The sequence below is a fragment of the Sphingobacterium bovisgrunnientis genome, from assembly GCF_009829085.1.
Lineage (GTDB): Bacteria > Bacteroidota > Bacteroidia > Sphingobacteriales > Sphingobacteriaceae > Sphingobacterium > Sphingobacterium bovisgrunnientis.
Map to the genome: position 1 here is coordinate 1 of NZ_WUQY01000190.1, position 374 is coordinate 374.

The 374-nt window shown below is 35.8% G+C and carries 1 protein-coding gene; it reads right to left on the reverse strand.

The features are described 5' to 3' along the window. Positions 1 to 299: DUF4372 domain-containing protein (locus tag GOQ16_RS17400; RefSeq protein WP_160070454.1), on the reverse strand; the 299-nt coding region annotated here is incomplete at its 3' end. Positions 300 to 374 lie beyond the last annotated feature (75 nt).

Below are 374 nucleotides of genomic sequence, written 5' to 3' on the forward strand. Positions count from 1 at the left end.
TAATAAAGGTCTCGGAATAGACGATGATCGCGATGTTTGTTGATGTAGGATAGATTGGACTTGCTAGGCGTTCTAGAGATACCCATATGACTCATGTTTCCTGTAGTACTACGCAGCCCATTAGAAATATCACGAACGGAATCCGCAGATGAAAGATGGCAGAAAAGCATACTAACAAAATGTGTCCAGCTATTGATTCCTTTATGATGCTTGTCACATTGGTACTTTTGAACCAATTTATTAAAAATGTCACGGTTTACTAGCCCTAAAATCTGAGAAAATACATTTATATTTACCATGGCGGTAGTTGAATTTTTGCAAATTAAATATAGCAATCCCTGCTATATAAATTACCGCCATTTTTTACCTTATTT